This is a genomic window from Hamadaea sp. NPDC050747, from assembly GCF_040654195.1.
Taxonomy (GTDB): Bacteria; Actinomycetota; Actinomycetes; order Mycobacteriales; family Micromonosporaceae; genus Hamadaea.
The window spans coordinates 200,703-226,036 of the sequence record NZ_JBFAHM010000011.1 but is presented as its reverse complement, the minus strand read 5'-3'; the positions used below and the strand labels follow the sequence as shown (position 1 = coordinate 226,036).

21 protein-coding genes are annotated in these 25,334 nt (G+C 67.1%); 10 read left to right on the top strand and 11 right to left on the bottom strand.

Annotated features, from left to right (window positions below):
• Window positions 1-73: 73 nt before the first annotated feature.
• On the top strand, window positions 74-2,881 hold the full coding sequence (locus tag AB0H43_RS26600) for a DUF4838 domain-containing protein (RefSeq protein ID WP_360003521.1): 2,808 nt from the start codon (window positions 74-76) through the stop codon (window positions 2,879-2,881).
• 378 nt (window positions 2,882-3,259) lie between these two features.
• Here AB0H43_RS26600 and AB0H43_RS26595 read toward each other — a convergent pair whose 3' ends face one another.
• Window positions 3,260-4,189 carry a DUF5694 domain-containing protein gene (locus AB0H43_RS26595; RefSeq protein ID WP_360003519.1) on the bottom strand — a complete coding sequence of 310 codons (930 nt, stop codon included), beginning with the start codon at window positions 4,187-4,189 and terminating at the stop codon, window positions 3,260-3,262.
• 218 nt (window positions 4,190-4,407) lie between these two features.
• Window positions 4,408-5,964 (bottom strand): DUF4419 domain-containing protein, encoded by a 1,557-nt coding sequence (locus tag AB0H43_RS26590; RefSeq protein WP_360003518.1) that lies wholly within the window; start codon window positions 5,962-5,964, stop codon window positions 4,408-4,410.
• Window positions 5,965-6,152: 188 nt separating this feature from the next.
• Here AB0H43_RS26590 and AB0H43_RS26585 point away from each other — a divergent pair, with 188 nt between their 5' ends.
• The gene (locus AB0H43_RS26585) at window positions 6,153-6,662 is read left to right on the top strand and encodes an SMI1/KNR4 family protein (protein ID WP_360003517.1); all 510 of its coding nucleotides are present in this window, start codon (window positions 6,153-6,155) and stop codon (window positions 6,660-6,662) included.
• 69 nt (window positions 6,663-6,731) lie between these two features.
• On the opposite strand, the gene AB0H43_RS26580 is transcribed toward AB0H43_RS26585, so the two are convergent.
• Window positions 6,732-7,193, bottom strand: a complete 462-nt coding sequence (locus AB0H43_RS26580) for a hypothetical protein (protein WP_360003515.1) — start codon at window positions 7,191-7,193, stop codon at window positions 6,732-6,734.
• 255 nt (window positions 7,194-7,448) lie between these two features.
• On the opposite strand from AB0H43_RS26580, the gene AB0H43_RS26575 reads away from it, so the two are divergent.
• Entirely contained in the window at window positions 7,449-8,267 is an 819-nt protein-coding gene (locus tag AB0H43_RS26575; protein WP_360003513.1) for a transposase family protein, read from the top strand.
• Window positions 8,268-8,287: 20 nt separating this feature from the next.
• On the opposite strand, the gene AB0H43_RS26570 is transcribed toward AB0H43_RS26575, so the two are convergent.
• Together AB0H43_RS26570 and AB0H43_RS26565 are read right to left on the bottom strand one after the other, a co-directional pair.
• Complete coding sequence (locus tag AB0H43_RS26570) at window positions 8,288-8,620, bottom strand: hypothetical protein (RefSeq protein WP_360003510.1); 333 nt, start codon at window positions 8,618-8,620, stop codon at window positions 8,288-8,290.
• Window positions 8,621-8,857: 237 nt separating this feature from the next.
• Entirely contained in the window at window positions 8,858-9,193 is a 336-nt protein-coding gene (locus AB0H43_RS26565) for a hypothetical protein (RefSeq protein ID WP_360003507.1), read from the bottom strand.
• A 340-nt stretch (window positions 9,194-9,533) separates the two neighbouring features.
• Between AB0H43_RS26565 and AB0H43_RS26560 the strand changes: the two genes are divergently transcribed.
• Window positions 9,534-10,718, top strand: coding sequence for an ATP-binding protein (locus tag AB0H43_RS26560; RefSeq protein WP_360003505.1), 1,185 nt, complete (start codon window positions 9,534-9,536; stop codon window positions 10,716-10,718).
• Window positions 10,706-11,389: a response regulator transcription factor gene (locus AB0H43_RS26555; protein ID WP_360003504.1), complete on the top strand. Its 684-nt coding sequence runs from the start codon at window positions 10,706-10,708 to the stop codon at window positions 11,387-11,389. Before AB0H43_RS26560 ends, AB0H43_RS26555 begins: the two co-directional genes overlap by 13 nt.
• A 21-nt stretch (window positions 11,390-11,410) precedes the next feature.
• On the opposite strand, the gene AB0H43_RS26550 is transcribed toward AB0H43_RS26555, so the two are convergent.
• The gene (locus tag AB0H43_RS26550; protein ID WP_360003502.1) at window positions 11,411-12,595 is read right to left on the bottom strand and encodes a glycosyltransferase; all 1,185 of its coding nucleotides are present in this window, start codon (window positions 12,593-12,595) and stop codon (window positions 11,411-11,413) included.
• Between the two features lie 98 nt (window positions 12,596-12,693).
• The gene (locus tag AB0H43_RS26545) at window positions 12,694-13,074 is read right to left on the bottom strand and encodes a hypothetical protein (protein WP_360003501.1); all 381 of its coding nucleotides are present in this window, start codon (window positions 13,072-13,074) and stop codon (window positions 12,694-12,696) included.
• Window positions 13,075-13,542: 468 nt separating this feature from the next.
• Here AB0H43_RS26545 and AB0H43_RS26540 point away from each other — a divergent pair, with 468 nt between their 5' ends.
• On the top strand, window positions 13,543-14,688 hold the full coding sequence (locus AB0H43_RS26540) for a peptidoglycan DD-metalloendopeptidase family protein (RefSeq protein WP_360003499.1): 1,146 nt from the start codon (window positions 13,543-13,545) through the stop codon (window positions 14,686-14,688).
• 144 nt (window positions 14,689-14,832) lie between these two features.
• On the opposite strand, the gene AB0H43_RS26535 is transcribed toward AB0H43_RS26540, so the two are convergent.
• The gene (locus tag AB0H43_RS26535; protein WP_360003497.1) at window positions 14,833-17,961 is read right to left on the bottom strand and encodes a BTAD domain-containing putative transcriptional regulator; all 3,129 of its coding nucleotides are present in this window, start codon (window positions 17,959-17,961) and stop codon (window positions 14,833-14,835) included.
• Between the two features lie 507 nt (window positions 17,962-18,468).
• On the opposite strand from AB0H43_RS26535, the gene AB0H43_RS26530 reads away from it, so the two are divergent.
• Genes AB0H43_RS26530 through AB0H43_RS26520 form a run of 3 tightly spaced genes read left to right on the top strand, consistent with a single transcriptional unit; the run spans window position 18,469 to window position 22,319 of the window.
• A complete protein-coding gene (locus AB0H43_RS26530) occupies window positions 18,469-20,238 on the top strand; it encodes an IlvD/Edd family dehydratase (RefSeq protein WP_360003495.1) in 1,770 nt (589 codons plus the stop codon).
• 13 nt (window positions 20,239-20,251) lie between these two features.
• Window positions 20,252-21,229 carry a C-terminal binding protein gene (locus AB0H43_RS26525; protein ID WP_360003494.1) on the top strand — a complete coding sequence of 326 codons (978 nt, stop codon included), beginning with the start codon at window positions 20,252-20,254 and terminating at the stop codon, window positions 21,227-21,229.
• A 4-nt stretch (window positions 21,230-21,233) separates the two neighbouring features.
• Complete coding sequence (locus tag AB0H43_RS26520) at window positions 21,234-22,319, top strand: glucose 1-dehydrogenase (protein ID WP_360003492.1); 1,086 nt, start codon at window positions 21,234-21,236, stop codon at window positions 22,317-22,319.
• Window positions 22,320-22,540: 221 nt separating this feature from the next.
• Here AB0H43_RS26520 and AB0H43_RS26515 read toward each other — a convergent pair whose 3' ends face one another.
• The gene (locus AB0H43_RS26515) at window positions 22,541-23,452 is read right to left on the bottom strand and encodes a DUF1963 domain-containing protein (protein ID WP_360003490.1); all 912 of its coding nucleotides are present in this window, start codon (window positions 23,450-23,452) and stop codon (window positions 22,541-22,543) included.
• 131 nt (window positions 23,453-23,583) lie between these two features.
• Window positions 23,584-24,141 (bottom strand): MarR family transcriptional regulator, encoded by a 558-nt coding sequence (locus tag AB0H43_RS26510; RefSeq protein ID WP_360003826.1) that lies wholly within the window; start codon window positions 24,139-24,141, stop codon window positions 23,584-23,586.
• A gap of 68 nt (window positions 24,142-24,209) precedes the next feature.
• On the opposite strand from AB0H43_RS26510, the gene AB0H43_RS26505 reads away from it, so the two are divergent.
• Window positions 24,210-24,575, top strand: a complete 366-nt coding sequence (locus AB0H43_RS26505) for a DoxX family protein (RefSeq protein WP_360003488.1) — start codon at window positions 24,210-24,212, stop codon at window positions 24,573-24,575.
• A gap of 151 nt (window positions 24,576-24,726) precedes the next feature.
• Here the strand turns inward: AB0H43_RS26505 and AB0H43_RS26500 are convergent, their stop codons facing one another.
• Complete coding sequence (locus tag AB0H43_RS26500; protein WP_360003487.1) at window positions 24,727-25,179, bottom strand: MarR family transcriptional regulator; 453 nt, start codon at window positions 25,177-25,179, stop codon at window positions 24,727-24,729.
• Window positions 25,180-25,334: the final 155 nt, after the last annotated feature.

The window sequence follows — 25,334 nt, the reverse complement described above, 5'->3', positions numbered from 1 at the left end:
CCCTGGCCAGCCTCCTACGCTCCTCGTGATTATGCGCTTAATTGCGTGAGCTCGATCTCGAGGAGAATCGACCATGCCGCAGCAATTCAGCAGACGAACCGTTCTCGCCGGCAGTACCGGAGCCTTCGGCCTCGCGGCCGCGGCTCTGCGAACCGGCGTCGCCAGCGCCGCGCCCGCTCAGCCGACAGGCCCCATCCTGATCAGTGACGGACGAGCCCGCGCGTCCCTCGTGCTGCCGGCCGACCCGCACCCGGACGAGCAGCGGGCAGCCGACGAGCTCATCAGCCATTTGACAGACATGTCCGGCGTCGAGCTCCGCGCCGGCGCCACACCGATACCGGGCCTGTTGCCCGTCTACCTCGGCGCCGCCTGCCCAGACCTGCCGCTCGGCGACGTCGACGACCCGGACGGCACCGGCCACTCGTTCCGCATCCAGGTGGCCCACAATCGCATTCAACTGGCCGGTGCCGGTTCGGCCGGCACGCTTTTCGCGGCGTACGAACTCCTGGAGCAACTCGGGGTGCGCTGGCTCATGCCGGGGCCCCACGGCACCGTCCTACCTCGCCAAAGCACGGTCGTCGCACCCGAACAAGACTTGATCAGCGTGCCGACGTTCGGCAGCCGCCAGCTGCATTTCGTCGACAACTATCTCGGCACGATGCCGCCCGGCGTCGATCGCACCGAAGGCGCGGACTGGTCACGCCGGCGTCGGCTGCGCGGCGAGTCGTGGGACGCCCACGGAATCGACCTGCAACCACCGGCGTCGAAGACGGCGGAGCCTGAGCTCTACATCCACGAGAACGGCGTACCGACCAATCAGCTCGACGTGACCAATCCGGAAGTCTTGCGGCGGGCCATCGCGTACGCCCGCGCCGAGCTGGCGGCCAACCCGCAGCTGAAGGTGCTGCGGATGGGCCCGGCCGACGGACACGGCTTCGGCGTCACCGATTGGGACGCCGGCAACTGGGACACCCTCGCCGGGCTGCCCAGCGTGACCGACCGGTACATCCGGTTCTTCAACCTCGTGCTGGACGATCTGCAGCGGGACTATCCCGACGTCGGGGTCGCCTTCTTCTGCTACGACAACTACATGCTGCCACCGGTCCGGGTAGTGCCCAACCGCAAGATCATCCCGGCGATGGCGCCGATCAACGTCGACCGGTTGCATACCGCAGCCGAGCCAGCCGGCCAGGAACGGCGCTACTACCTGCGTCTCGCTGATCGATGGCGAGCGATGGTCGACGGTTGGTCCTATCGGGGTTATCTGTTCAATCTGGCCGATCCTGGACTGCCGTTCGTGCCGATCGCCCCGGCGCGCGACGAGATCCCGCTCTACGTCCGGCACGAGTCACGTTACGGCTGCCGGATGGAGGTCTCGGCGAGCTGGGGTTACGACGCTCCGGCTTTCTACCTCACCACCAAGCTGATGTGGGACGCGACCGCCGACCCCGCGGCCGTGCTCGCGGAGTTCTGCGCCGCCGCGTACGGGCCGGCCGCCGCGCCGATGGCCGACTACTTCGACAAGATCGTGGAGACGGTGTCGCGGGCGCCGATCATGACCGGCCGATGGCTGGCGCACGTACGGATCTTCACGGCGGCGGACTTCGAGGCGCTCGATCTGCTGCTGTCCGACGCCGAGCGCCGGGCAGCCGAGACCGGTGATCCGGGCATCGTCGATCGAGTCGCGGTGGCCCGGCTCGCGTTCCGGTTCGGATGGTCCATCTGGGACGTGTTGCGCTCCTGGCACGACGGCTCCTATGCGCGAGCCGCCGCCAGTCTGACCCGGGCGGAAAGCGACTTCGCCGCAGCAGTGGCGCACCAGCCGGTCGCGCTCTACCCCCAACGACGCAACTTCCTGAACCTGATCGCACCTCCGATCCGGGCGGCCGCAGAACGGATCACCGGCGGCAAGGAGATCGTCTGGTCACTGCCGGACGAACTGGCCGCGATCCTGGACGACACCGACGACGGGCTTACCGACGAGCTGTACGCAGCCGACGTGCCCGACGCCGGCTGGCGGCCGCTCGCCACTCGGTCCCGTTCCGCCTCCGATCAAGGACTGAGCTACTTTCGCGGCGCCTACTGGTACCGCACCGCACTACCGATCTCGGCCGCCTGGGCGCAGCGACGGCTGTCGCTCTGGCTGGGATCGGTGGACGAGTCGGTACGCGCCTGGGTCAACGGCAACGAGCTGCCGCTGATCACCGGATCCAAGTCGTTCCAGCCGTGGGAGTTCGACCTTCGCGGGAAACTGCGTTTCGACGGCACCGACCGGCTGGTTCTGCGAGTGGTCAATCGCAATCTCAACGAACTCGGCACCGGCGGCCTCGTCGGTCCCGCCTTCGTCTGGGCCGCAGAAGCGATCACACCGCTGTCCGCCCCACCGCCGATCGTCCGCCAGCCCGGCCGGCGTGACCTCCGCCAAGTGCCGTCGGCAGTGATCGTCAACACCACTGGTTGGAACCAGCAACTCGCGACACAGTGGCGGGCCAAGATCGATCCAGTCGGCGACTGCGCCGAACTGGGCTTGTGGGAACGCCAGACTCCCACCACCAACCAGTGGCTGGATCTGCACACCGACCGCTCCATCGCCGAGCAAGGCTTGGGCTACTACTCCGGTGGCCTGGTTTACCGGTTCGACGGCCGGCTGCCCAGCGAAGCTCGATCCGGTCGGCTGCAGGTGCCCAGCCGGTCTCGGCTCGTGTCGGTATGGCTAGACGACAAACCCTTGCCAGCCCTCGGCTGCAGCAACGACGTGCACACCTTTGCCCTGCCGTCCTATCCGACCCGAGCCGTCACCTTGGTGATCGCCACGCAGGACTCCCCGGGAGCGGGCGGCGGCGGCCTCCACGGACGCGTGACCGTAACAAGCGGCGATTGACCTCGCCGATCCAGCACGGCAGCCACATGCACATCGGTGTGGGTGTCGACCCCGACAGTCACGATCGTACGACCGACCCGACAACGGAAAGTGATCATGTGACGATGCTTCGGTTCGACGACGCTGGAAGGGGATGCACGACTTGTCGAGGCGGCGCACGTTCTGGCTTGAGTTGGTACGGCTCTTCCGCCGGCCTCGACGAGCAAATCGTCGGTTGAGTGAAGTTATTCAGTGACAATCGGTCCGATAATCGCTTGGTCGCCGAGCACCCGTCGGACTGCCTGGCTTTCGCGGCGCCCAGACCATTCCTACTGGTTGGCAAGGGTCTGCACGCTAGTGTGGTGATGAGCTTGGACATTCCCGCGGAGTGCCCGCTGCCTATCCGGCGTCCAGTTCGGCAACGTCGGCGAGGTCGACGTCGCTCTGCCCGGGCCGCAACGCCGCCTCCAGCGGTCCTTTGTGTGCCTGCCCCACTATCGCCAGTACGCGCCGGCCCGGATGCAGCGCGGTGACCGCCCGAAGTCGGCCCGCCATCAGCAGATTCCGCGCACGCCACTCGCCCAGTAACCGGCGCGCCAACGGCGTACCCGATTCGAAGAACAGGCCCGATTCAAGCTCTTCGGAGGCGGCCACGCGTTCGGGCGTGTTGAGGCGACGCCACAGTGGCCACAAGTCGCCGTTGTTGAGTGCCTCGTCCAGTTCGGCCTCGATACGGGACACCCGTGGCTGAGCGCGCTCGGCGAGGCTCGCCATGAGATCGCTGTGTTCGGAGTCGGTGACGTCCTGCCCGCCCGGACCCTCGCTGTGGTCATCGAACGGGTAAAGCCGATCCAGTCCCAGGTGTCCAGCGGCCACACCGGCGATCCGCCAGACCTCGCTTCCTTTCGCCACCACCGCATCCAGCGCGGTGCGTACCTGCGCCGGCAAGTCCGACGCGGTCCGCGCGAGAAGCAGCGCGGTATACGGCTCGTACGCCGCGCACCACGCCAGCACCCGCTCCGTTGCCGACCGGCCGCGATCGGCACCGACCGCTCGGGCCTGCCACAGATCCCAGTCATGGTACGGACCAGCCGCTTCGGCGCAGGTTGCCGCCTCGGACAGCCCGCCCACCCGCATACCGGCGTACGGTCCGCCCAACCGCAGGTGTGAATCAACCACATCACCGGGCAGGACCTCAACGGCGATCGCGTCGGGGCGCCACTGCACTATCCGATCAACCACGCCGGCCAGCGCCTCGTCCGGCTCCGGCACGCCACGGCGCCCCAGGTGCGTGACACCGAACACGACAAGCCTGGTATTACGGATCATGAACGCACCCTACCGACCCATCGCCATTCGCAAAGGTATTCAGACCGCCTCACCAATCAACCCAATCCACCGCCGATCGGCAGGTCAGCGGCTAGGGCCAGACGGCCCTGAGGGGAGCTGCATAGGGTTGTATCCCGCCCTCGAGATCGACCTGCACCTCCGACCCTGGATCCGCCATCTCGATTACATCTGAATACCCGGCAAACCCTTGATACCGGCTAACGCCTATGGCCTCGATGCTCGTCGGCCGCATCGACGTCCGACAGCCAGCCGGTGACGAGGTCGTCGATGTTTCCGCCGTTGTCCAGGGCGGCGTCCAGGATCAGCGCCAGGGACGTGCCGTATACCGGGATGTCGGCTGGGTCGTCGAGCAGGTGGCTCTCCTTGATGGTGAGCTGGGATGCGGTCAACGGAAGCGTGCGCCCATTCACCGGCCGGGCCTGCTCCACCTGGCACACGACCCAATGGACGTCTTCCGAGCGATGATCGGCGACCGCGCAGAGCGTGCGCCCGTCGGCAAGCTCGATCGCCGGACGGATCGAACGCAGATGCCCGCCTCGATAGACGCTCGGCAACGGTTCTTGGGGGATGCGCCATCTGCCTTCGAACAGGCTCGCGGTGCCGATCCGGTCGTAGATCGCCGACATCTCGGCCGGCTGGTCTAGCACGGGATGCGATCTGGCCGGTGGGGTGGTCTCATGTTCGGCGATGATGCGGTCGATCACCTCACCGATCTCGGCCCGGCCCGGCATCACATGCCATCCGGCGACCGGGCGGAGTGCGCCGTCGGGGTCTTGAGTCACCGCGGCGACTCCCCCGTAGAGCGAAACTGCCCGATTGTCGCCACTCATTCGATCATTGATCTTGATGCTGGCACGGGACAGCACGGCGGGGACCATGCTGCTGCGGATGCCCGGTCCGCGGTAGGAACGGCCGTCCGCCGTCAGGTCGCGGGGTTCGTCGATCGGCAACTGCAGTAGCTCGTTCGGCAGATTTTGCGCGCCGTCGGCCGACAGATAGGGATAGAACCGTGCCACCCAGCCGGTGATGAGTTTGCCGCCATACGCGTCGACCGGGTTGTAAATACGCTGCCAGAACGCCAGATCCACGTCCCCGGCAGCGGCCCGCACGAACTGGTCCAGGATCGCGGCCAGAGACCGGCACCAGTCCGCGAGGCCGAACCGGGCGAGCTCGTCGACGCGTACACGGATCCGGGACCAGTCTTCGGCCGTCCCGATCAGAGTGATCGACGGGATGCCGCAGACGGCGACCATCCAGTAGGAGAAGAAGGGCGAGTACGCGTCGAGCAGAACCACCTGAGCAGCGATCCGGTCGACGTCGGTGCTGGTCGAGAAATCGCAGGCGAACAGGTCCGCGTCCTTGACCTGCTCCGCGAGGCGGCACTGAAACCGGCCGACGGCTTCGCCCCAGCCCTCCGCGTCCTGCGGCACCGGCCCATCGACCTCGATCCTCAGCCTTTTGCGACCACTGTGGTTGATCAGCATCGGGCGCGACTCGTCGGGGTGCAACCGGATGTGCTGAGCGACGCCCTGTGTGATGGTCAGCCAAACAGCGTCGGGCGAGAGCGCCAGCGGCCGATGGTCGGCGAATGCCTGCCCGACGGCGCGCAGCAAGGGATGCACGCCGTTGGTTGGCAGCACCAGCAGATCCGGGTCACCACCGATGGCCAGCGCGTCCGGGAACTCGTCGCGCAGCGGCGTGGTCGGCAACGGCTGCGCGGCGGGCGTGACATCGTCGACGGCGAAGGTGATCATCGCGTCACCGTAGCGCCTCCGGACGAACCGGCGCGTGCCCTAACCTACTCGCGAAGATGCCGCGCGAGGCATCGCGCGCTGGCCACGGAAGCGGGCGCCTTCCGTCGCAGCGCCCGCGTGCCGACCGATCGTCGTCCGTCGCGGGCGGCATACCGAACACCTCTAGAAGTTGACCGGTCGATGGCGGCATGATCAGCAACGTGTACGCCGATACGACGACGTCTGCTCTGGCGTCGCTTCGCGACACCTACGGCGGGTGGCCGCTTGAACCGCCCTGGGGGTGGGCCGCGACCTTCGCGTTCGAGCGGCGTCATGGTGTCGTTCTGCCCGAGCCGTATCGCAGCTTCGTCGCCGAAGTCGGTGCCGGCGGCCGTTTCTGCGGTCCACCCCGTTATGGGCTACAGAAGCCGGACGAAGGAGCGCCGCGGCGCCCGGGTGCGTTGGCACGGACGTTTCCGCTCGTGGCCCGACATGAATGGCAGGGCGGCCCAGCCAACGATCCTCTGGCGGTCGATGACGGTCTCCTGCAACTGGGGACTGATGGCTGTGACGCCAACTGGTTCTTGGTCGTCACCGGACCGGCACGTGGCACGGTGTGGTTCATCGACGACACAGCTGCTAGCCCTGCGCTCAGGGGCAGTTCGAACTTCGCCGATTGGGTAGCGGACTGGAACGGCGGCCCCAAACCGTTTCGATAATGCCCGCTAGTCCGAAAGAGCGTGGAATGTCGTTCAGTGATGACGTCAGCACACCGCCAACCGATGCCTCTAAAGACACGACCAGCAGTACAGGTGCTCGCCGGCGTCACGGGCGCGACGCGCGAGCCCAGCGATCTCCTCGATCACCGGCACCATCTCATCTCCAGCGGCATCGTCACCAAGCCACAGCTCCTCGATCCGACTCCAGCGCTGCGACAGGCTCAAAATCTGATCATCGGAGATCGATGCAAGTGTGTCCCGCGCGGCATCATCGATCGACGATAGCCACGGGCCGTGCTCGCCACCAGACCACAGCAACTGACCTTCGACCGTGTCGACTGCCCACTCGGTCTGCCGGGTGAAGGCCACGAGCTGTGCAAGTGTCACTGCGGGGTCGATGCCCTTAAGGTCCACGGCGTCGACGTTGACGACCATGTCTCCGCGAACTACGGGACCGCCGTCAAGCTCGTCCATCAGTCGTTTCGCTGCAGCGTCGTCGTCGGCTCGGAAGTAGTCATACAACACACCCATAAGCCGGATCGTAGGCGGTGGCTCCGACAACAAGGCCAGAAGCACGACGACCTCCACGGCGAATTGACCGGACACGGGCGCATCCATCGAGCGAGCGCCCCAGTACACGCACACATACGACCGACGCTCTTTCCTGGCCCTCGGCCAACACTTCGAGGATTATTCACTCGACGTGCGTCGATGACGCCAGCTTGATCAACTCGTGATGTGTCGCAAATGGACGCAGCGGCCGCTCGCGGGTAGATCAACTGGTCTGTGATCACACAGAAGATCTTCGCCGACCGGCCGTCGCGGGTAGAGACCATGACGGGCCTGACCAGCGATCAAGTCGACCGGCTCGTCCTCGACGTCTACGCCGCCGGCGACCTCGACCCGTCCGGTCGTCGCGCGGTCGGCCCGTACCGTTCCGTGCTGGTCGTACTGCTCTACCTACGCCACAACCTGTCCCAGGCCCTCATCGCAGAGTTGTTCGGCTGCTCCCAGCCGACCGTGTCCCGGCTGATCGGCAGGCTCATGCCCACAATCACCACGGTGCTCACGCCGAACGCCGAGCGGGTTGCCACCAACCACCTGCGCTCCACCGTGCGCGTCGACGGGTTCATCGCCCCGACCGGCGACCGACGCGTCGGCACCTACAAATCCGGCATGTACTCCGGCAAACGGCACCGCTGCGGGTTCAACCTCCAGGTCATCGGCTCCTGCTTCGGCACGCTCACCCTGACCGGCAAGCCCCAACCAGGATCGATGCACGACGCGAAGGCCTGGCACGAGTCCGGGCTGGCCGCCCGGCTGGAAGGGCACCTGCACGCCGACGGCGGACCCGGCGGCTACGGCGACACCGCCTACACCGGCACTGGCCTGTGCGTCCCCGACCGCAAACCCAAAGGCCAGACCCTGACCGAGTCCGCCCGCGACTACAACCGCATGATCGCCTCCCAGCGGGCCAGCGTCGAACGTGTCATCGCCCACCTGAAGAACTGGAGGCTTCTGGCCACCGGCTACCGGGGGCTGCTCGACCGCTTCCCGACATTCCTTGACGCGATCACGAAGTTGGAGGTCTATCGAACCTCATGACCGTCGATTCGATCACGCCCTCAGGAAGCAACACCTTCGATCACGAGATTCAGGGACTCTTTGCCGGAGTCGACGCTGCCGCAAGCCGCCCACACGTGGAAATCGGTCTCATGACGTAACGCCTCGGGATTGGCGTGCTCAAGGCCCTCGAGAGTGAACGTCACGGTCGTGCCCGCGTGGATGTCGGCCGGAGCGCTCGCCAGTCCACCACCAAGGTCAGATCGGGCCACACAGGACGTCGCGTCGTCATTGCCGTGATTGGTGACGTTGAGCCAGAGCCTCACCTGCTGGTCACCTGCCTGGCTGACCGACCCGACCTTCGTGACGTGGGCGTCCGAGACGTCAAGGGCCACGTCTGGACTCATCCGTAGCGACCGCACGCAACCGGCCGCTACCACGGCGAGCACGGTGCAGGCCGATACGGCGATGAGAACGCGTACCCCGATCGACAACGTGGCCCCCGCATGCGTGGATGGCTCACGACCGTAGCATGACAACGCACCGTCAACCCATGGGTCAAGCATGCGGCCTAGCGCACGGCGGTGATCTACGCCAGGCCGTGTGTCCATATGTGATACATCATGAGTCGATCAAGACGGCATCACGCAACCCATCGACCTCGGTCGAGTGAATAACCTTCTTCGTATCACGGGTGAGCCGAGACACGCACTTTTTTCGCCGTCGCGGTCGAGCGTCAGTTCGGCCCACCGCAGCCGGTTTCGTTGCGCCTCGCTGATGAAGTCCCGCGTTTCGACACGCGGGATGAAGGCATCGGACTCGTCATGCGTCACCAGATGCTGTTGCGCCAGGCTCGAACTCGATAAGCGGGTAGGCGATCGGGATGCGGTTACGTTGCGCGGCGGCTGCCCGCCGCGTGACTGCTTCCACCGCACCTGGACATGCTGCACGATGATGCTCGGGCTCATGATCAGGCTCGCTCTGGTCGGTGGTGAGGTCCCGCCGGGGTGGAGGTGATCGCCACGTCGGACGGGAGGTCGCCGATGCGCACCGCAAGCAGGATCGGTTCGCCCGCCGAGCCGCCGGTCTCGACATGCGCGAAACTCGGACCGCGGCCAAGGCGACGCCCCTCATCGGCGGCGAAGGTGAGGCCAGCCCGATGCGAGCTGGCCGGCTGCGGGCGGCAACACGTGCGGCGAAGCCCGCCACGCCAGCGATGAGCAGCACGTCGGTCACTACGCCGGTCCTCGGGGCAGTCTGCCATTCTGCCGACTACCGCCAGGCCGGTCTACATGCGAGCGTTGACGGATGCCAGAGCCGGCGACGATTCCGTACGGTGCGCGTGCCCGTGCGGAGCTACTGCTCATCCAGGCCTCTGCCGCGCTGCGGGCGGTACAACTCGCGGTGGGCCTGCCAGTGCTGCTGTCTGGGGGGCTCGATGCTTTCCGGGTCCAGTGGCTGATCGTCGCCAGCCACCTTTCTGCGGTGTGCTGGTCGGCAGCGCTGTTCGCAGCGACTCTGCGTCGCCGCCGTGTTGCGCTGCCCTGGGTGCTTGTCGATCTCGCGCTCGCATCGACCTGGCTGGTCACGGTTCCGCAGCTGTGCGCCATCTCGTGTGTGAGCGGGTGGCAGCTGTGGGTGGTGCCCTCGGCGATGGGTTCCATCATCCTGGCCATGGTCTTTGTCCAGCTCGGCGTCGCGGCGATCGGTGCGGTGATCGTCGTCGTGGCCTATGTGGTGGGCATCCAGGAGCATTTGTCGCGGACCGCCGCGGCGCCGGACACTCTGGGCACGGTGGCGGTGAACGTGTTTTTCATGCTGGGCTTCGGCGTGCTCGGCTGGCTATGTGCCCGCCTGCTGCGCCAGTCCGCCCGCAGACTTGACACCGCGGTCACCGAAGCGATGGAGGCACGGGCCCGCGAGGCCACTGCCCGGGCCCGCTACGACGAACGGATCCGGCAGTTCGACGCACTGCACCACACCGTCCTGAGCACCCTGAGCAAGATCGCCCGGGGCGGTTTGGACCATCGTTCCGAGGACGTGAGGAAACTTTGCGCCCGCGATGCCGACTTCTTGCGGGGACTGATCAGCGGGCAGGGCGACGGCGGCCCAGGCGACTTCCTGGCCACCCTGGCCGGGGTGGTCCGCGACAAGCAGGCCCTCGGACTGCGCGTTCACTCGCAGTTCCACGCCGTGCCGACGCAGTTGCCGCCTCCTGTCGCGGCGGGGCTGCTCGGTGCGGTACGCGAGGCGTTGAACAACGTCGCCAAGCATGCGGGTGTCACCGAAGCGTGGCTGACCACTGTGGGCGAGGGCGACGGCGTGCGGATCGTGGTCGTCGACCGCGGTTGCGGGTTCGACCAGGCCACCGCACCGGCCGGCCGTGGCCTGGTGCGGGAGCTACGGCATCGGGTCATCGAAATCGGTGGCACGACATCGGTCGTGTCGAGCCCGGGTGAGGGCACCGTGGTGGAGGTGGCATGGACTCCATGATCGAGATCGCGGCGATCGACAATGACCAGATGCTCCTGGAGGGCATGGCCACCTGGATCGCGGGGGTGCCCGACATCAGGCTGGTGGCGACCGCGCCGTCGGTGGCGGACCTTCTGAGCCAGGTCGTCACGGCCCGGATCGTGTTGCTGGATCTCAATCTCGAGGACTTCACCGATCCGGTCGACAACGTGGCCACGCTGGTCGACGCAGGATTCACCGTCATCGTGATCACGGTGGTGCCGGATCTGTCGTACATTCTGGCCACGACTGAGGCGGGCGCGGTGGCGTACGTCGCCAAAACCGCCAACCTCACCAACTTGGCCGACGTCGTGCGCGCGGTGGCTCGCGGGGACTCGCCGCTGACCACGGAGCACGCCTTCTGGCTGGGGCGCGACGACCGGCCGGATCGGCCCGAACTGACTCCACGCGAGCACGAAGTGCTGGTCGCATACGGGCGTGGGATGACTGTGGATGCGGTGGCCCGTCGGCTGGGCATCGCGGCCGGCACTGTGCGAACACATCTGGACCGGGCCAAGCAGAAGTACGCCGAGGCGGGCAGGCCCATCAGACATCGCGGTGAGTACGGCGAGCGGATCCGCGAGGACGGACTCGGCCGCGAGCGGTTGCCCGGTCGCGACAGCAGCCGTGACAGCGGCCCGGCCACGCACTAGCAGGGAGGCGTGTCCGGATGTCTACCGCAGGGTCGACATGTCGAAGAATGCGTCGGTCCAGGGCTCACACATGGCGAGGTATCGGTTTGCCGCGTCGCGTCCTTTGAGCTGGAACAGGTAAGCGGCGATGAGCGCGTCCAGTTGCCGGCCTTGTTGATCGAGACCGCTGCCTGCCACCGCGGCGGGGTCTTGTCGCAGGCGCACCAGTGTGACAAGTGTGTCCGGATCCGGTCGGTGGAGCTTTCGCAGCTCGTGGAGTCCGCGGAAGTAGGCTGCGTCGGGATGCTGCCCTGACGTCAGTCTGTCGAGGTCGAAGCAGAGGCCGAGGGCTGTCGTCCATTCGCCGAGTTGGGCAAGTCGGGCGCATGCCCGTGCGAGCGCGAGGGCACGGTAGAACTCTGGCGCCTGCCGGTCACCGGGATAGCGCCGTTGGGCACCGTCGAAGGCGTCGACAAGCGCCATCACGTCGGCGAAATGCAGTGTCGGCAGCGCGTCTCGCAGGTGGAAGAACAGCCAGCGTGGGTTGTCCGGCTCGCGTCGCCGGGCGCATTCCAGCAATGCGACATTGCGCTGGATCTTGTCCTTGGCGGCCGCCACCTCGGAAGCATAGCCATCGTGCCATATGACGAGGTCGACGCCGATCAGGCCCGGGACGACGTCGGCATCGGCAGGAACGTAAGGGTACTCGTGTACTTCACCGTGGAAACGCAGACCGTTGACGGGCACTATTCTCGCGATTTCCAGATACTCTTCGTCCCTTCCCTCCTCTCGGATGACCGGAGCGAGAGCGCACCAGGTGATGCCGGTGACGGATTCCAGGGCATGTAGCCGATCACATAGCGGGCTCGCGTGGCCGCTGTCGATCCATTCGTCCGCATCGAGAAACACGGCCCAGCCGTCGCCGACCGCGTCGAGCGCCGCGTTGCGCGCCTGCGCGAACGAATCGGCCCAGGCGATCTGCATCATCTCGACACGTCGGTCGGTATACGAGGCGACGATGTCCACCGTGTGGTCGGTGGATCCGGTGTCGACGACGAGCACCCGGTCGCAGTTTGTCGCCAACGCGCTGTCCAGGCAGCGGGCGATGGCACGTTCCTCGTCGCGGGTCAACACCACGACTGTGACGGGCCAGGGCCGGTCACGGGCCGCCGGGGCGCCGTCAGGAATTGGCTGATAGATCTCCAGGAGATCTGCGAAGTCGTCCATAGGTCCCTGCGAGGTGGGTTGCCGTGGTCGCCGAACGTGCCGGGTGGCCGAGCAGCAATCGCCCCGGCCACCCTTGTGTCTGCGTTAAGTGCAGTTGGTCAGTAGGTACGGCAGGCGCTCTTGCGGCCGGCGTAGTACCGCGTGTAGTACCCGCACATCCACGCGTAGTGGTCGAAGTAGTAGCAGGTCGTGCGCGCGGAGTAGTAGTTCGTCGTGTACAGGTAATCGAAGTCCTGCCGCGCGATGCCACACCACTTCATGTGGTCCCAGTTCTTGAAGTCCGGGTAGTTACAGGACACCGCTGACGCGGGCGCGGCGCCGGCGAACACGATCGATCCCGACACGGCCATGAGCACAGCCGCGTAGGCGAAGAACTTCGGCCGCCGCCGACTGCGGGGCGACACCGCGGCAACCGCGGTCGGCGCCGAGGTGAATTCAGCGTCGAGGTCATCGAGGAACCGGCTCTTCAAGTCGTCCACAGAACTGTCTCCCTTTCACGAACCGAGCCGACGCACAGTCCGACGGCGCGACGGCATTGGAATGCGACTATTTGTGAGATGGACGATAGCCAGCCGGCCGTCGTCGGACAGTCCGCAGAAGTGCCTAGTCAATGAGGTTTTGAGGCGAGACCGTCGCCTGAACAGTGGCCGCCGCCGAATCGCCAGTCCGCAAATCTGCGGACTTGACGTACCCACCCGCCGCACACAAGATCGCCGCATCGGAACTATTCGATCCCTGGCGCGGATCGAGTGAGGGCAGACCCAACGTCCTGGCCGGCCGCGCGAACCCCTCTAGGAGACGCGATGCGGACAACGAAGCCCGTGAGGTTCCTACCGTTGGCGATCGGCGCCGCCCTCACATTCAGCGCATTTACGCTGGTGCCGGCGCAGCCTGCAGCGGCGCAGACTGGAGCAATGATCCAGCCGGTGAGTGGCAGGGTCACCGGTGTGCTGTCAAACAGATGCGGCAGCACCGACAGCGACCACTACGGCATCGACATCGCCGGCAACGGCGGTACGGCGATCGGTGCCGCGTACTCGGGCACCGTAACCTTCGCCGGCTACACCTCCGGCGGCGGCAACAGCGTGTACCTGTCCCACGCGAGTGGTTATGTCACCAAGTACCTGCACATGGTGCAGGCTCCGTCGGTCTCGGTGGGTCAGTCGGTGGGACGCGGCCAGACGCTCGGCTACGTCGGCAGCACCGGCAATTCCACCGGCCCACATCTGCATTTCGAAGTGTGGCGCAACGGCGGGCTCTACACGGCCATCTCGCGGGCCTACACCTGCGGAGGCACGGTCACCAAGGGCGCCGCCATCAACATCGATTTCGTCGACCTGCCGGCGCCCGTACCGGTCGAGGACGACCACGTCTCCGACTTCAGCGGCGACGGTGCGGCCGATGTGCTCGGCATCGATGCGTCCGGCGTGTTCTGGTACTACCCGCACAACGGCGCCGGACTGTCCTCCCCTGTGCGGATCGGCCAGGGCTGGGGCGGGTTCAAGCACGTCATGGCCGCGGACTGGAGCGGTGACGGTGCCGCCGACGTCCTGGGCGTCGACGCCGGTGGCTACCTGCGCTATTACGCCAACAAAGGGCAGCAGCTGTCGTCCGGGACGCAGATCGGCCAGGGCTGGGGCGGGTTCAAGCATGTCATCGCGGCTGACTTCAGCGCCGACACGAAGGCCGACGTCATGGCCGTCGACGCCAGCGGCTACCTCTGGTACTACCCCCACAGCGGCAGCGGCTTCGGCACGCCGGTCCGAGTCGGCCAGGGCTGGGCCGGCTTCAAACACATCACCGGGGCGGACTGGAACCACGATGGACGCGCCGACATCATCGGCGTCGACTCCGGTGGCTACCTGTGGGTCTACCCCTACACCGCCAGCGGCTTCGGCACTCCTGTCCAGATCGGCCACGGGTGGGGCACCTTCCATCACGTGTTCGCGGCCGACTGGAGCGGCGATGGATTCGCCGACGTTCTCGGCGTCGACGACTCCGGCGATCTCTGGTACTACCCCCACAACGGCAGCGGTCTGTCCACGCCCGTGCAGATCGGCAACGGCTGGGGCACCTTCACATTCGTCTTGTGACGGACGCAGGCCGACCCGCAGGTCCGGAAACTCGTCACCGGCTGAAGTGAAGCCAGGTCTGTGCCACACGACCTCGCTGCCATGACGACCACGCTGTTGACGATGCTACGGAGCTCGAGGTGCCTGAAGGGCCGCACGTGCTCGTCATGGCTCGAGGTGATCCCTCACGTGGAAGCAGGTGGTCGCGGTTCGCGCGGCTTCCAACGCTTCTTCGCGGCTCATCGCCTGCCCAGTAGCGAGCGCTGCAGCAAACTCCTCTGGGCCGAGCAGCTGTTGCGTCGCTTGTAGGACACGCCGGGTGTCCTGGTCTTCCGTGCGACGGCCGGGATGGACCACCCGGCCCGCGCCGAGCAGTCGCGCAGCCCGTACGCCGTCGCCGTTGAGCTGGGCGACTGCGGCTAGGCCGTTGACTGCGTCGGCGGCGAGCAGATAGTTGTCGTGTGCCAGTGCTTCGTCGAGCAGAGCGCGGTGGTACCGGACCGCCTCGTCGGCCTGCCCGGCGGCGACGGCGATCCAGCCGAGGCCGCGGAGGGCTTTCAATCGAAGGAAACGTGAATCCGCGTCGGGGCTGGCCGTGGCGAGCGCCGTCGCGTACTGGGCGGCGGCTTCGGCCAGATCGCCTTGGTGGCGAGCTACATCTCCGAGCCCTTGATGAAGTTCGGGGACGTCGCGGTGGCCGGCGCGGGCGGCGGTCTGGGCGGCTCGCTCCAGATCGGCCCGGGCGGCGTCGAGTTCTCCGGCGAGCGTGTGCACTTTGGCCCGCCGGCACAGCAGGTCGGTGAGCGTGGCGGTGGCGGTCGGGGTCTGCGCCACGGTGTCGATGGCGCGGCTCATGAGCGAGAGCGTCTCGGGCCAATCGCCGCGCCACGCCGCCAGCTCGGCCAGCGCGTCGAGGGCATTGGTGATGCCCCATCGTTCGCCGACCTGGCGGAAGCCGTCGAGCGCGCGGGTCAGCGCTGCCTCGGCTAGCTCGGTTTCGCCGTGGACGATGTGCCGGTGGCCGCGGAACAGCTCGGTGGTGGCTTGCGACCAGTCATCGGTCGCGGGTGGACGGTCCTCGTCGCGGCAGAGCACCGCTGTTGCCGGCCAGCGGGGTGGACGGTCGGCGATCAGCCCCGTCGCGTACGCCAGACGTTGGGTCGCCGCCGGATCCGCGCTCGGCGTCGCCGTGGCGTTGGAGGCGCACAACGCGTACTCCTCGGCGAGGTCGTCGGGTGCTGTTGCACCGATTCTGGTTAGCAGCTCAGCGCACAGCACTGCGCCTTCGTGGCGCAGTCCGCCCTGGTACCAGTACCAGGACATGGCTGCGGCCATCTGCAGCGCCTGTCGCGGGTCGTCGGTTGTCGTCCAGCGCAGAGCCGTGCGTAGGTCGTCGTTCTCTGCGGCCAGCTGGTCCAGCGATTCCAGCTGCGCCGCGCCGCGCAGACGAGCGTCTGCAGCAACGGCGAGCTGCCAGAAGTATTCCGCATGTGCGCGGCGAACGCTGGATTCCTCGCCTGCCTCGGCGAGCCGTTCGGCGCAGAACGCGCGAATCGTCTGCAGCATCCGGTAGCGGCCGCCGGAGTATTCCACGAAGGATTTCTCGACGAGTCCCGCCAGCAGGTCGGGAAGGTCGGCTGCCGGCAGACCGCAGACGGCGGTGGCCGAGGCGACGGTCGCGCCACCGGTGAACGCGGTGAGCCGCCGGGCGAGTGTGCGCTCGGCGGGATCGAGCAGCTCCCAGCTCCACTCGGCTACCGCCCGCAACGACTGGTGCCGGGGTTCGGCGGCCCGGCTGCCTCTGGACAGCAGACGGAAGCGGTCGGAGAGCCCGGCGGCGACCTCGGCCGGGGTGAGCGAACGAAGCCTTGCCGCCGCGAGTTCGATGGCCAGCGGGAGCCCGTCCAGCTCAGCGCAGATGCGTACTGCGTCGTCGATGGCGGCCTCGTCGAGCCGGAAGTCCGGCCGCACCGTACGCGCCCGGTCGGCGAACAGGCGTACCGCCGGGCTGTTCAGCCGTTCCGGCAGCGGTGCGTCGGGGGCGGCGACGCCGAGCTGGCGCAGCGGGAACAGCGTCTCCCCGGTGATGCCCAGTGATTCGCGGCTGGTGGCGAGGATCCGCAGTTGGGGACACGCGGTCAGCAGCCGATGGGCGAGCCGGGCGGTGTCGTCGACGATGTGCTCGCAGTTGTCCAGGATGATCAGGAGCGACCGGTCGGCGAGTGCCGCGACCAGGTGTTCCTCGGTTGCGGGCGGGCCGGCGGCCGACAGCAGTCCCGGCTCGCTCAGGCCCAAGGCGGCGCTGATGGTCTGTCCCAGCAGCCGGGCGTCGCTGAGGCGGGCGAGTTCGATGAACGCTACTTGGCCGGTCAGCGTGGCGGCGGCCTCGATCGCGAGCCGGGTCTTGCCGGTGCCTCCGGGCCCGGTGACCGTGATGAGCCGTCCGCCGCCGAGCAGCTCGGTCAGCTGGGCGAGTTCCTCCTCGCGCCCGATGAAACTCGTCAGCTGCGCGGGCGCACGGCGTGGCCCGGGCGACGGGCGATCCCGCAGGATGGCCAAGTGCGCGGCGGCAAGCTCAGCCGACGGGTCGGTGCCCAGGTCCGACGCCAGCAACCGGCGAATCCGCTCATACAGTTCGAGGGCCTCGGCCTGCCGTCCCGAACGGTAGAGGGCCCGCATCAACAACGCGCACGCGCGTTCCCGGAGAGGATGTAGGCGGAGGAGTTCGGAGAGCTCGGCAACGACGGTGACATTGTTGCCGCGAGCGAGCGCCGCCTCGGCGTGGTCTTCGATCGCGGCCAATCGCAGCTCGACGAGCCGGGTCACGTGCGGGTGCAGGAAGGCGACATCGGGCAGATCGGGCACGTCGCGGCCCCGCCACAGCCCCAACGCCTGGGACAACAGCGCCTCGGCGGCCGCCGGATCGGCCGTCAGGAGGCGGCGGCCGTCAGCGGCGAGCCGGCTGAACAGGTGGGCGTCGACCGCCTCGGGGTCGACATCGAGGCGGTATCCGGCCGGGCCCGACTCGATGACGGCTCCGGTTCCCCTCACCAGCCGGCGCAGCCGGGACACCTGCCCGTGCAGGGCGTTAGCCGCGTCGGTCAGCGGCCCGTCGGCGTAGAGACCCTCGATCAGCCGGTCGGTGCTGACCGTCCGGCCGGCCTCCAGCAGCAACAACGAAAGGATGGCCTGGCGTTTGGAACCGCTGATGGCGACGCTGACGCCGTCCAACTGCCGGATCTCGATCAAGCTGAGAATGCTGAACAGCGGGCTCGGGGAAGGGGTCGACGTCATCATTTCACTTCTGCGTCTGGATCTTGGCCGGCGTGGACTGCCATCCTAGGGCACCACCGGGCACGGTTCACGCTGCGCCGTCGCGATCACCGCCCATATCGTCTCTAACCACCTGAAACGCGATCCGCGATGCAGACGGTAGATCTGCTCCCGGCAGCGTCGTGGGGATGAGAGCTGGCCCTTGACGGCGCTGCAGGCCGAGATGCCGTGATTTGCGATCTGCCTTCGTGGGTGCCGTCGTTGTGTTTCTCTGGAGGCAGCGGGGTCATGGGCCCTGGGGTGCGATGGCTGCGCCCATCGAGCCCACCGAGTGGGCCGACATACCGATCACCGCCAGCGGAACCGGGTCACGCGTCACGCGGTTCGACGCCACCTCACCCTTCGATGCGCTGTGCTTCAGCGTCGGGCCAGACGGCGGATCTACCCGGCAGCGGGACGGCAAACGTAGCCGGCGCGGCGCGGCGAGCGAAGCGAAGCGGGCGAGACAACGGCGAAGGGAACCGAGCCGTGAGCGATGCGAGGCAACGGCTGCGCAGCCAGCAGTGGTGGGACAACCCTGCCAACCCTGAAATGACGGCGTTGTATCTCGAGCGTTATCTCAACTTCGGGCTCACCCGGGAAGAGCTGCAGTCGGGACGTCCGATCATCGGAATCGCCCAGACCGGCAGCGATCTTGTTCCCTGCAACCGGCATCACCTGCAGCTGGCCGACCGGGTGCGGGCCGGCGTGCGAGACGCGGGTGGGATCCCGTTGGAGTTCCCGGTCCATCCCCTGCAGGAGACAGGCAAGCGACCCACGGCGGCGTTGGACCGCAACCTGGCCTACCTGGGCCTGGTGGAGATTCTCTACGGCTATCCGCTGGACGGGGTGGTGCTGACGACCGGCTGCGACAAGACCACGCCCGCCTGCCTGATGGCCGTGGCCACGGTGAACCTGCCGGCGATCGTGCTGTCCGGCGGACCCATGCTGAACGGGTACATGGACGGCCGCCGGGTCGGGTCGGGGCTGGTGATCTGGGAGTCGTGGCGACTGCTGGCGGCCGGTCGCATCGGCTATGCCGAGTACATGGACCGCGTGTCTCGTTCGGCGCCCAGCGTCGGGCACTGCAACACCATGGGCACAGCGCTGTCGATGAACAGCATCGCCGAGGCGCTGGGAATGAGCCTGCCGGGCTGTGCGGCGATCCCGGCCCCGTACCGGGAACGGGCCCAGATGGCCTATGACACCGGTCATCGAGCGGTCGGGCTGGTACGAGAGAACCTGACCCCGCGCACGATCATGACCCGGGATGCTTTCCATAACGCGATCATGGTCACGTCCGCGATCGCCGGATCGACCAACTGCCCCATCCATGTGAACGCCATCGCCCGTCACTGCGGCATCGAGTTGACCAACGGCGATTGGGAACGCGGCGGCGGCGACATACCCATCCTGGTCAACTGTGCCCCGGCCGGGCAGTATCTCGGCGAGGACTTCTACCACGCCGGAGGCGTACCGGCGACCATGCACGCCTTGCTGGCGGCCAGTCGGCTGCACGGCGACGCCATGACCGTCAACGGACGCACCGTCGCCGAGAACGTCGCCGGCACGGCGAGCACGAACCCGGACGTCATCGCGAGCTACGACCGTCCCTTCGGCCCGCGTGGCGGGGTGCTCGTCCTGCACGGCAACCTGTTCACGTCCGGGATGATGAAGATGTCGGTGATCACCGAGGACCTTCGCGCCCGCTACCTCACCAGCCCGACGGTGACATGGCGCGCCGTGGTCTTCGACGGCCCCGAGGACTACCACCGCCGCATCGACGACCCCGAGTTGCAGATCGACGAGGACTGCATCCTGGTCGTTCGATACGCCGGCAACATCGCCTACCCCGGGTCGGCCGAAGTCGTGAACATGCAACCGCCGGCGGCGCTGATCACGCAAGGAATAGAGGCGATTCCGACCCTGGGCGACGGGAGGCAGAGCGGAACGGCTGACGCTCCGTCGATCCTCAACGTGAGCCCGGAGGCCGCCGTCGGCGGCAACCTCGCCATCCTGCGTACCGGTGACCGCATCACGCTGGACGTCCCCAACCATCGGCTCGATGTCGACCTCAGCGACGAGGAGATCGCCGAACGGTGGCGCGATCACGCGCCGTTGACGTTGGCCCACCAGACGCCCTGGCAGGAGCTGTTCCGCGCCCACACCGGGCAGATGGACACCGGCAGCTGCCTGGAGTTCGCCGTCGCCTACCAGGACATCATCGCCACGAAGGGACTCCCTCGTGACTCCCACTAAACCCGGTACGATCATGATCGCAGACTCGGACTTCGGCGATGTCAAGATCGAGCGCGCCATCGTCGAGGACGCCGGATTCCGGCTCACCGCCCACCAGTGCAAGTCCGAACAGGACGTCATCGCAGCCGGCCAAGACGCCGACGGCATCCTCACGCAGTACGCCCACATAGGCGCCACCGCGATGGACAACCTGCCACGGCTCCGGGTCATCTCCCGCTATGGCACCGGAGTCGACATCGTCGACGTCGACCAAGCCACCCGCCTCGGCATACAGGTCACCAACGCGCCCAACGACTGGTGTGCCGACGAGGTCGCCGACCACGCCATCGCACTATGGCTCACCGCCGCCCGAAAGATCGTCCAGTACGACGCGGCCACCCGCCACGGCGAATGGCGATGGCAGACGGGCCAACCGATCTGGCGGCTACGCGGTCGAGTCTTCGGCCTGCTCGGCTACGGCGCCATCGCCCGACTCATCGCCGCCCGCGCCCAACCGTTCGGCGTCGACGTCTGGGCCTGCGACCCGTTCGTCGACGCCCATCAGATGCGCGCCGACCGGGTCCGGCCGGTGGAACTGGACGAGCTGATCAGCCAGTCGGACTACCTCACGATCCAGGCACCACTCACCTCGCAGACCCGCCATCTGTTCAACGACACCACCCTGGCCCGGATGAAACCCACCGCCATCCTCGTCAACACCGCACGCGGGCCGATCGTCGAGGACTCCGCCCTCGACCGGGCGCTGCAACGACGCGTCATCGCCGGCGCCGCCCTCGACGACCTGGAAGAGGAACCCGCCAAGCACCGCGGCTGGACACCGGACAACCCGCTCCTGCGAAACCCCCACGTGATCGTCACCCCGCACGCGGCCTACTACTCCGAGGAATCCATTCAGGCCATTCGCACCATCGCGGCCACCGAAGCCGTCCGGGTACTCAGCGGCCTGCCGCCGCGTTCCCCGGTGAACCACATCGACCATGGAAGGACGTGAGAGTATGCGTGCACTGGCGGTATTCCGCGAACAGCAGGACGTCCGGGTCATCGACGTCGCCGAGCCGCCCGCGCCGACCGGGCGTCAAGCGCTGCTACGCGTCCTGGAGGTCGGCATCTGCGGCACCGACCGTGAGATCGCCGCCTTCGAGTACGGTGATCCGCCCACCGGATCGGACTACCTGATCCTTGGCCACGAGGCCGTCGCCGAAGTCCTCGAAACCGGCCCAGACGTCACCGAGCTGCGTGTCGGCGACCTCGTCGTCCCCACCGTGCGCCGGCCATGCCCCGATTCCGGCTGCCGCACCTGCCGGATCGGCCGGCAGGACTTCTGCACCACCGGCGCGTTCACCGAGCGCGGCATCAAACACGCCCACGGCTACCTCACCGAACTCGTCGTCGAAGACGAGCAGAACCTCGTCGCCGTACCACCGCAACTGACCGACGTCGCCACCCTCATCGAGCCTCTGTCCATCGCCGCCAAGGCCGCCGAACAGGCGCAGGCCATCCAGCAACGGCTGCCCTGGCAACCAGACAAGGCCCGAACCCTCGTGCTGGGCGCAGGCCCGATCGGCATGCTCGGCGCCATCGCGATGACCGTGACCCGCTTCGACACGGTCGTCTACTCGCGCGAACCCGCCGACAGCCCTCGCGCCGACAAAGTCCGCGAACTGGGCGCCGTATACGTGTCCACGGAGCAGACCCCGATCGAAAAGATCAACAGCGTCATCGGAGCCATCGACGTCATCTACGAAGCCGTCGGCGTTCCCACTGTGGCCTTCACCGCCACCCAAGCGCTCGCCCCGAACGGCCTGCTCATCCTGACCGGCATTCCCGCGCTGAACGAACCCGCCACGCTGCCCATCGACCGGATCATGAAAGACATCGTCCTCAACAACCAGGCCATCGTGGGCACGGTCAACGCCGGCCGGTCAGCGTTCGAACTGGCCGTGCAGAAGCTCGAACAAGCCATGTACCTAATCCCGCACAGCGTCCGGTCGATCATCACCAACCGGGTGCCGCTCGACGCCGGCCCGGAGGTCCTCAAGCAACCACATGGAGTCAAGGACGTCCTGCGCATCAACGGCTGAACAGAACGGCATCGCGCCACCACATGACACGGAACAAGCTGACAGCCTGCTGTATTGCACTTCGGGGTCCCCGGATCTCGGCATCGTGCGGCGAACCGCGGTACCCGTTCCGTGGGGACGGGTACGTCCGCTCACCGGGTTGATTTGGCGAATGCCCCGGCATCTGACGTCGGCATCGCCGGCAACGCAACATCGTGGCCGCATCCGGTGCCGCCGCTGTTCTATGGGATCAGCTCAGCCACGGAAAGCGCCTCGTCCAGCCGGCCAGCGACCAGGTCGGCGTGACGGATCACGAAACTGCCGTCACTGCGGTAGTAGTACTCGTTGTCTACGGGGAAGCGGGCGAGCGACACCCATTCACTCGTCAGCCGATGCGTCTCCTTCTCCACATGGGAATACCATGTCGCGACCGGGATGACGATCTCGCCGTTCTTCTCGCGTCCCGCGAGGGTCTGCTCGGCGATACTCCCGATCACATCCTCGTCGGCATACCCGCCGATGTAGGCGCTGACGTACCCGTCGGACGCCGGCCAGAGTTCGCGGGCCAGAGCGCAGAGCTCAGCCAGGTGCGGCAGGTCACGCTCGAGGTCGCGGGCCAACTCCTGCTGGAAGGGCGACAGGTCGTCCTCGTCGTCCTCGTCCTCGTCCTCGTCCTCGTCGTCCTCGTCCTCGCCGCCCGCCCCGAACCAATCCGGGAACTCCGCGCGCAGCGTGGCACCGACCTCATACTGCTCGCCGACCAACTCGTCGTCGATGGCGCCTTGCGCCACCTCGGTATCGGCACCGGCCGGCACGTACACGACTCGGCCGTACCTGCGCTCCCCCGTGGCGGCGGCCTGCTCATGGTTCATAAAGAACAGCAGCGAGCCGTCTGCCGGCAGGCCGAAGCCGTCGACGCTAGGCAGCGCCGCACAATCGACCGAGAAGATGAACGGCAACAAACCGACCCCATCAGACGGCCAGTCCATGCCCACCGGCAGCCGGGGCAACCCACCGAACTGCCCGACCGGAACACCGTCGGATCCCCCGCTCAACTGGATCGACACACGGAGGTGCTGGATAAACCGGCTGACCTCCTCGTCCGGAATGCCCAACGCGAGCGCCGCACGACGAAACTGCCCCTGATGATCCATAACGCACCATGGTGCCACGAGGCAGATCGCGGCGACCGGGTGCCCCGCGGCCCGCACCCCGCGGATCGCTGGTACGCCGGGCATGCAGCCGACACATGGTCGACCATCCCATTCCGGCGGCGTTGCGGCCGTCAGGAAGGTTGGTCGCGGTGAGCGTTCTCTTGTTGTAGCAGCAGCGTCTTCAGTGTGGACGCCAGCGTGTCACGCTGCTGGGCCGACAGCGGATCCAGATACGACTCGTTAACGTCGATCAATGCGCGGAGCGCGCGGTGGGCGACCTTGGCGCCCTTCGCGGTGAGCTTGACGAGTATTCCGCGGCGGTCGGCAGGATCAGGCTGGCGGCGGATGAGCCCGGCCCGTTCGAGCCTGTCCAATCGAGAGGTCATCGCCCCAGTGGTGATCAGTGACGCACGAGCCAGGTCGGTCGGCTTGCTGCCGCCGTGGTCGCCGACCCGGTGCAGCGTGTTGAGCACGTCGAAGTCGGCGATGCTGAGCCCGTAGGGCTCGAGCGCGGCGATCGCCGCCCGTTCGAAGTATCCGGCGCACAGCAGGAGCCGGCCGATGACCTGCAGAGTGCTGGAGTCAAGGCCCGGGTCACGGTCGTGCCAAGCGCTCACGATGTGATCGACGGAATCACGGTCCACCTGGTCAAGCCTAGCGTGACCGCCGACGGCAAAGTAGCCGGGCATCAAGTTACTTGATGCCAAGCTAAACTGGAGATGCGAAGCGAACTCACTGGCCGAGAGGAGTGCATCTCATGCTGGCTATGTATGTCGCGGTCACCGTTGTGGCCGCGATCGTCTTCGCCTACGCCGCCATTTTGAGCATCACTGGCAGCGACATCGTTATTCGCACTGCCGAAGCGGTGCACGTGCCGGCGTCCTGGATGGTCCCGCTCGGGACACTGCTGGCCGCCGGTTCCCTCGGACTGCTCGCCGGGTTCGTTGTACCGGGGATCGGCACGGCGGCAGCCTGCGGCCTGGTCCTGTACTTCGTGGGTGCTGCGGCGGCGCATGTGCGGGTCCGTGATACCCGGCCGAGCCACTGGGGCAATTGGGCGGCGTTCTTCGCTCTTGCGGTCGCCACGCTGGTCGTGGCTCTCGCCTACCACGGGCCCATGTAGTCCGGGCCGCTGAACGCCGCGAGACCGAGCGACGACAGCCGCCGGTCATACGCCTCGTGGTGGTCTAGTCTTCGGGTTGTTCGACGGCCGCTCACACCGAGCGCGGCCACCCGGCGGTCACCCCTGACAGAGTCCGACGTCGACCAGCCGTTCAGTGCTCGCCGTCATGCCAGCCCAGCCACCACTGGTGCTCATCGGGTTCCCCGATGAGGTCGGTGACCTGCCGCAACACCGACGCGACCTGACCAAATGACGCGTCGGGCAGCGCATCGACCACCCGCTGCAACTCCGTCCGCCGTTGTGCCGTCACCTCAGCAACGACCTGCCGCCCCGCCGCAGTGAGACTGACCTGCACCTGCCGACGGTCGGCGTCATCGCGCTGCCGCTCGATCAACCCTTTGCCCACCAGCCGCTCACACATACGGGTGCCCGTCGACGGGTTGACCCCCAGCTCAGCCGCAATGTCCACCACCCGTTGCGGCCCCCTGGTCGCGAGCACGACAAGCGCCCGAAACTGCGGAAGCGTCACCTCAGTACCGGCCCCCGACAATGATCGGCCGGCCAGCGCGACCATCGCCCGGCTCGCCGTCAGCAATGCGTCCACCAGCTCCGCTCGATCAGCCGAACCCGCCGTTTGCGCCATCCCACATCATGGCGCATCCGCGCCGACCTCACGCTGCGCCACCAGGGCAGTCCCCGCAGGTCGGCGCTGCGGAGGCCCAGCCAAGTTCACGCCCGTACGCGACTCGCGTCGGGTTT

Excerpts from the sequence above, each read along its gene's own strand:
- AB0H43_RS26560 (WP_360003505.1), top strand. The coding sequence starts at position 9,534 with ATGCCAGAGCCGGCGACGATTCCGTACGGTGCGCGTGCCCGTGCGGAG.
- AB0H43_RS26520 (WP_360003492.1), top strand. The coding sequence starts at position 21,234 with ATGCGTGCACTGGCGGTATTCCGCGAACAGCAGGACGTCCGGGTCATC.
- AB0H43_RS26525 (WP_360003494.1), top strand. The coding sequence starts at position 20,252 with ATGATCGCAGACTCGGACTTCGGCGATGTCAAGATCGAGCGCGCCATC.
- AB0H43_RS26535 (WP_360003497.1), bottom strand. The coding sequence starts at position 17,961 with ATGACGTCGACCCCTTCCCCGAGCCCGCTGTTCAGCATTCTCAGCTTG.
- AB0H43_RS26590 (WP_360003518.1), bottom strand. The coding sequence starts at position 5,964 with ATGATCACCTTCGCCGTCGACGATGTCACGCCCGCCGCGCAGCCGTTG.
- AB0H43_RS26600 (WP_360003521.1), top strand. The coding sequence starts at position 74 with ATGCCGCAGCAATTCAGCAGACGAACCGTTCTCGCCGGCAGTACCGGA.
- AB0H43_RS26555 (WP_360003504.1), top strand. The coding sequence starts at position 10,706 with ATGGACTCCATGATCGAGATCGCGGCGATCGACAATGACCAGATGCTC.
- AB0H43_RS26565 (WP_360003507.1), bottom strand. The coding sequence starts at position 9,193 with ATGAGCCCGAGCATCATCGTGCAGCATGTCCAGGTGCGGTGGAAGCAG.
- AB0H43_RS26550 (WP_360003502.1), bottom strand. The coding sequence starts at position 12,595 with ATGGACGACTTCGCAGATCTCCTGGAGATCTATCAGCCAATTCCTGAC.
- AB0H43_RS26510 (WP_360003826.1), bottom strand. The coding sequence starts at position 24,141 with ATGCCCGGCTACTTTGCCGTCGGCGGTCACGCTAGGCTTGACCAGGTG.
- AB0H43_RS26505 (WP_360003488.1), top strand. The coding sequence starts at position 24,210 with ATGCTGGCTATGTATGTCGCGGTCACCGTTGTGGCCGCGATCGTCTTC.
- AB0H43_RS26515 (WP_360003490.1), bottom strand. The coding sequence starts at position 23,452 with ATGGATCATCAGGGGCAGTTTCGTCGTGCGGCGCTCGCGTTGGGCATT.
- AB0H43_RS26580 (WP_360003515.1), bottom strand. The coding sequence starts at position 7,193 with ATGGGTGTGTTGTATGACTACTTCCGAGCCGACGACGACGCTGCAGCG.
- AB0H43_RS26595 (WP_360003519.1), bottom strand. The coding sequence starts at position 4,189 with ATGATCCGTAATACCAGGCTTGTCGTGTTCGGTGTCACGCACCTGGGG.
- AB0H43_RS26585 (WP_360003517.1), top strand. The coding sequence starts at position 6,153 with ATGATCAGCAACGTGTACGCCGATACGACGACGTCTGCTCTGGCGTCG.